This is a genomic window from Arcobacter roscoffensis, assembly GCF_024267655.1.
Taxonomy (GTDB): Bacteria; Campylobacterota; Campylobacteria; order Campylobacterales; family Arcobacteraceae; genus Arcobacter_B; species Arcobacter_B roscoffensis.
This window is the reverse complement of sequence record NZ_CP100595.1, coordinates 1,430,181-1,436,165: the sequence shown is the minus strand read 5'-3', so window position 1 is coordinate 1,436,165 and position 5,985 is coordinate 1,430,181. Positions and strand designations below refer to the sequence as shown.

Genomic DNA, 5,985 nt, shown 5'->3' with positions numbered 1-5,985 from the left:
AATTTATTCCTAATTAATACATTATTAGTTAATTATATCTAAATTATTTGCAATTTCTGATATCTTTTATTTATTTATTATGTTTTAAAACATAATAGTATTTTATAGGTCTATATATAAGTATTTTTGAAAAAATATTTTATTATGTTAAACAACATAATTATAAGACATTAAAGAAGGTTTCTTTCGTTATTATTAAGAAATTTTTTTCTAATGAAGATTTAAATTTTTCTGAGTTTTGCTTTAGTTTTCCATAAGAAATTTTTGCCATATCCTTATCTTCCCATAAAATTTGTACATATGTAATGCTAATATTATCATAAGCTATTAAATCAATCGTACTAGTATTATCCCACCAAGAACCAATAGTTTTAGGTTTAAATCCAAAAATAGTATCTTTATTTTCAAAGATATACTCTTTTATACACTTTTTATAGTTTCTAAAAACTGTTTTTGATATAAAATCATCTTCTATTAGCTTACTTACATCTTCAACTTTTGAAAATTTTAATTTAGCTAAATTTGGATAAATATATAAAAACCAAAAGTTTAAAGTATTATCTACTATTTCATATCTTCCAAACTTACTTCTTTTTGTATCTTCGCCTAGAGGAATACTTTTTTTGATGATCATCATATCTTGAAGCTTTTGTATATACCTTGAAAGATAAGTTGATTTTATATCTAAAAAGCTTGCTATATCACCTATTTTTGTATTTCCTAAAGATATTGCGTATAGTATTGAAGAATATGTTCCTATATCAGAAATCTCACTTTTCAAGACTCTTATTCCATAATCAAAAAGGTAAGCATTTGAAGATAAAAAAAGATTATAGATATTTTCACTAAAACTTTTTTGAGTGTTGTAATACTTTAAATTTGTAGTACTAGTCCCTAAAATAGAGTATATATATAATAAATCTAATTTATTAACATTTGGGAAAAAGGTTTTTAAAGCACTAAAGCTTAAGTACTCAAGCTTTATTATATTTGTAGCTGTTTTCTCTATCTTTTCTAATTCTTTATTTTCAAAGAGTAAAGAAGAAGAGATTATTAATTGGATGTTTTTAGTTTTTAGGCATTTATTCCAAAAAGAAAGAAGCTCAAAAAGTGCAGTTTTATCTAACTTTTGTATATTTTGGAAATCATCAAATATTATCACTAACTTTTTATTGATTTTATGTTTACTTAAAAACTCTAAAACCTCAATAAAATTTGAAAAATTAAATTTACAATCTTGATTATCAAAATAGTTACTAATAATATTTGCAAGGGAAGTAAAAAAATGTGTAGAAATCATCTCATGGTTTGCTATGTAAAGGTATTCTTTATCTTTTGTGTATTCACTTATAAGTGCTGTTTTACCTGTATTTCTAGCTGCTATAATAAACTCTAAAGAAGCATATGGTAAGTTAAAATCTTTATTTAAAAGTTCTAATTCCTCTTCTCTTTGTAAAAACATTTGCTATCTTTTATTTATCTTATTTTAACTATTTTTGATTTATTTATTTTATAAATTGAAGATGAAACCTTTTCGCTAAAGCCATCTTTTTGATTTACAATAATATCACTATTTTTTAGAGCAAATTCTTCATCAAAACTATTTCCAGTAAGATTTGCAGAAGTAGAATAAAGTATCTTAAATTTTGATATAAAAGGATGAAATAAAGACTCTTTATTTATAACTCTAAAGGACTTTAGATTTGGATAAATATATGTAGTTTTTGAAGCTCTTCTTACTTGCTTCCTAAATTTTTTAGGTACTCTTGTATTTTCATTTAAAGTCTTAAAAGAATCAACTGTATTTAGTATTTTTTTGCTTCGTGGTCTTTGCTTTACATCTGAAAGCCTCTCATGTGAAGAACATGAGAAACCTACAGTTGTATCAGTTTGTACTAAATAAACTAATGATGAGTTCATTAGTCAGCTAAAAATTCCTGAATAGATTGTACATTTACACCATTAGTACTCTTAAGAGCTTTCATAGCTTCAATACAAGCTAAAGCAGTTGCAGCTGTTGTTCCATAAGGAACATTTTCTTTTAATACTGCTCTTCTGATATTTTTACCATCATCTTTTGATGATTCTTTTCCATCTGATGTATTAAATGCAAGTGCAATTTCACCATTTGTAATAGCATCAGTAATATTTGGTCTACCCTCAGAAATCTTAAGAACTTTCTCACACTCAATACCAGCATCAGTAATAGCTTTGTGAGTTCCACCTGTAGCAACTACAGAGAATCCCTCATCGACTAAACCTTTTGCAATTTGTGGAGCAAATTCTTTATCTAAATCACATAATGAAATAAATACTTTACCTTCAGTTGGTAATCCATTTTTAGCAGCACTTTGTGCTTTTGCATATGCTTCACCAAAGTTATCAGAAATACCCATAACTTCACCAGTTGATTTCATTTCAGGTGTTAAGATTGGGTCTGAACCTGATAATTTATTAAATGGGAATACAGCTTCTTTAACAGCAATATGACCTTTTAATTTAGGTTTTAATACACCATTATCTTCATGAACAATATCTTTATCATATACAGCAAGTGCATCTCTTAAGCTCTCACCCCACATAACTCTAGTTGCAATCTTCGCTAAAGGCATACCAGTAGCTTTTGATACAAACGGTACAGTTCTAGATGCTCTTGGGTTTACTTCAATTAAGTAGATTTCACCTTTATGAATAGCATACTGTGTATTCATAAGACCTACTACACCAAGTCCAAGTGCCATAGCTTTTGTTTTTTCTTCTAATTGTTTAATTAATTCTTCTGAAATTGAAACAGGAGGTAATGAACAAGCAGAGTCACCTGAGTGAACACCAGCTTCTTCAATATGCTGCATGATTCCACCAATATAAACTTCTTTACCATCACAAATACAATCAACATCAAGCTCAATTGCTCTATCTAAGAATTTATCAATAAGAACAGGTGCATCATTTGAAACAGATACAGCTTCATCCATATATTGTCTTAATTCAGAAGTTGTATATACAATTCTCATACCTCTACCACCAAGTACGAATGAAGGTCTAACAAGTACTGGGTATCCAATTCTCTCAGCAATTTCAATAGCTTGTTCAACTTCAACTGCTGTACCATTATCAGGTTGTAATAATCCTGCTTTTTCTACAAATGTAGAGAATTTTTCTCTATCTTCAGCTAAATCAATAACTTCAGCAGTAGTACCAATAATCTTTCCACCAACATCTGTAATAGCATTTGCTAATTTAAGAGGAGTTTGACCACCAAAGTGAACAATAATACCATCTGGATTCTCTTGCTCAATTACAGCTCTTACGTGTTCAAAATCAATTGGCTCAAAGTATAATACATCTGATGTATCATAATCAGTAGATACAGTTTCAGGATTACAGTTATACATGATTGTTTTGATACCCATTTCATTTAAAGCAAATGATGCGTGTACACAACAATAATCAAACTCAATACCTTGTCCAATTCTATTTGGACCACCACCGATGATTAATACTTTTTTATTATCATCTTGTTTTTCAACTTTTGGTATTTTTGTAATATTTGTTGAAGAGTAAAGATATGGTGTAAGTGCTTTAAACTCAGCAGCACAAGTATCAACTTCATTGTATTCAAAGTCAATATCTAAAGCTTTTCTAGCACTATATACTTCTTCTTCTGTTTTACCAACAAGTAAAGCTATCATAGCATCTGAGAAACCATTTGTTTTTGCTTCTCTCATCGCTTCTTCATTTGTAAGAATAGCATCACTCATAGAAGTTTCTATGTTGTAGATTTCTCTAAATTTAGATAAGAACCATGGATCAATATTACATAATTCAAATAGCTCTTCATTTGTAAGACCTTTTCTGTATCCGTCCATTAAGTATCTTAATCTATCAGCATTTGGTCTTCTAATTTCTGCTTTGATTTTTTCTAAATCATCACAAATTGGATCAAATCCTACAAGACCTGTTTCCATAGAACATAATGCTTTTTGCATAGACTCATTAAATGTTCTACCAATAGCCATAACCTCACCTACAGATTTCATACCTGTTGTAAGTGTAGAGTTTGCTTTAGGGAATTTTTCAAAAGTAAATCTTGGAATCTTTGTAACAACATAATCAATTACAGGCTCAAAAGAAGCAGCAGTTCCAGTAATGTCATTTGTAATCTCATCTAAAGTAAATCCAACAGCAAGAAGTGTTGCTACCTTAGCAATAGGATAACCAGTAGCTTTAGATGCTAAAGCAGAAGATCTAGAAACTCTTGGGTTCATTTCAATTACAATCATTCTTCCTGTATTTGGACAAATAGAGAACTGTACATTTGATCCACCAGTATCAACACCAATTTCTCTAAGAATTGCAAAAGAAGCATTTCTCATGTCTTGGTATTCTTTATCAGTAAGAGTTAATGCAGGAGCAATAGTAGTAGAGTCACCTGTGTGAACTCCCATAGGGTCTAAGTTTTCGATAGAACATACGATAATACAGTTATCTTTTTTGTCTCTGATAACTTCCATCTCGTACTCTTTCCAACCAAGCATAGATTCCATAATCTCAATCTCATTGATTGGAGAAGCTTCAATACCCTCTTCAGCAAGTTTTTTGAACTCGTCCATGTTGTAAGCAACACCTGAACCACCACCAGCTAGTGTAAATGAAGCTCTTGAAATAACTGGGAAACCAATCTCTTTTGCTTTTTTCATTGCTTCATCAACAGAATAAGCATTTGCAGATTTTGGTAAATCCATACCAATTTTAATCATAGCTTCGTTGAAAAGATGTCTATCTTCACCTTTCTTAATTGCATCAGGATGAGCTCCAAGGAACTGCACACCATCAAGCATTCCTTTTTCATACATAGTAGTTGCAACATTTAATGCTGTTTGTCCACCCATAGTAGGTAAAACTGCATCAATATTTTCTTTTTCAATAATTTTAGCAACAACTTCTTCTGTAATAGGCTCAATATAAGTTTTATCAGCAAATTCTGGATCAGTCATGATCGTAGCTGGATTTGAATTAATTAAAACAACTCTGTATCCTAGTTCTTTTAGCGTTTTAGTAGCTTGTGTACCTGAGTAGTCAAACTCACACGCTTGTCCAATTACGATTGGTCCAGAACCAATAAGTAAAATAGATTTTATATCTTCTCTTTTTGGCATAAAAAATTCCCCACATGTTTTTTTATAAAATTTGGGAAGTATAGCTAAAAAGGACTTAAACTAGGGTTACACGAAATGTATAAGAGTTTTTTGTGAGAAAAAATAGCATTATATTTTCATAATGCTATTTTTATATAGTTTATGCTGTTGGTAAGTTAAATTTCTTTGTAGAAATAACACCTTCATCATCAAATGAAAGGTAGTATAAAACATCTTTTTTTACTGGTAATCCAGTTAAATATCTAATAGCTAAGTTTGCTTGAAGTGAACCTATATGCATAACAATAGGACAAGCAATTCCATTTGGTTTTCTATCATTTACAACAAATACAGCTTCATAAGATGCTTTTTCAAAGAAACACACTTGACCATGGAATTCTTCAACTGAACCATAAATCCAAGGCTGATTGTTTTGAATACAGTATTCATTTATAGCTGCTCTACTTGGTAGGTTATCAGTTGCATCAATAATTAAATCAAACTCTAAACCTCTTTTTGCAAACTCATCAAAAGATTCATTGTAAGCTGTAACTTTTGTATAAGGACATCTTGACTCAACTAACTCTTTTAAAACCTCACATTTTGGCTTTCCATCATCACCAACTTTAAAACCAATTTGTCTGTGAATATTGTGAACACCAACCTCATCAAAATCAACAAAAGCAAACTCACCAATACCAGAAGCACCTAAAGCAATACCTAAAGTACAACCTAATCCCCCACTACCAATAATAGCTACTTTTTTATTTTGTAATGAGTCTTGAGTTTCCTCACCCCATAGTTTTATCTGTCTGTTAAAAAATTCATGAATTTCACTCATGTTTAA

General features: G+C 30.0%; 4 protein-coding genes. All 4 read right to left on the bottom strand.

Features of this window, described 5'->3' with window-relative positions; genetic code table 11:
- Window positions 1-160: 160 nt before the first annotated feature.
- Window positions 161-1,462: an ATP-binding protein gene (locus NJU99_RS06780; RefSeq protein WP_254577970.1), complete on the bottom strand. Its 1,302-nt coding sequence runs from the start codon at window positions 1,460-1,462 to the stop codon at window positions 161-163.
- A 14-nt stretch (window positions 1,463-1,476) separates the two neighbouring features.
- Window positions 1,477-1,920 carry a Sua5/YciO/YrdC/YwlC family protein gene (locus NJU99_RS06775; protein ID WP_254577969.1) on the bottom strand — a complete coding sequence of 148 codons (444 nt, stop codon included), beginning with the start codon at window positions 1,918-1,920 and terminating at the stop codon, window positions 1,477-1,479.
- Window positions 1,920-5,159 (bottom strand): carbamoyl-phosphate synthase large subunit, encoded by a 3,240-nt coding sequence (gene carB, locus NJU99_RS06770; RefSeq protein ID WP_254577968.1) that lies wholly within the window; start codon window positions 5,157-5,159, stop codon window positions 1,920-1,922. The genes NJU99_RS06775 and carB overlap by 1 nt, the downstream gene beginning before the upstream one ends.
- Before the next feature lie 139 nt (window positions 5,160-5,298).
- A complete protein-coding gene (locus NJU99_RS06765) occupies window positions 5,299-5,979 on the bottom strand; it encodes a HesA/MoeB/ThiF family protein (protein ID WP_254577967.1) in 681 nt (226 codons plus the stop codon).
- Between the last annotated feature and the right edge of the window lie 6 nt (window positions 5,980-5,985).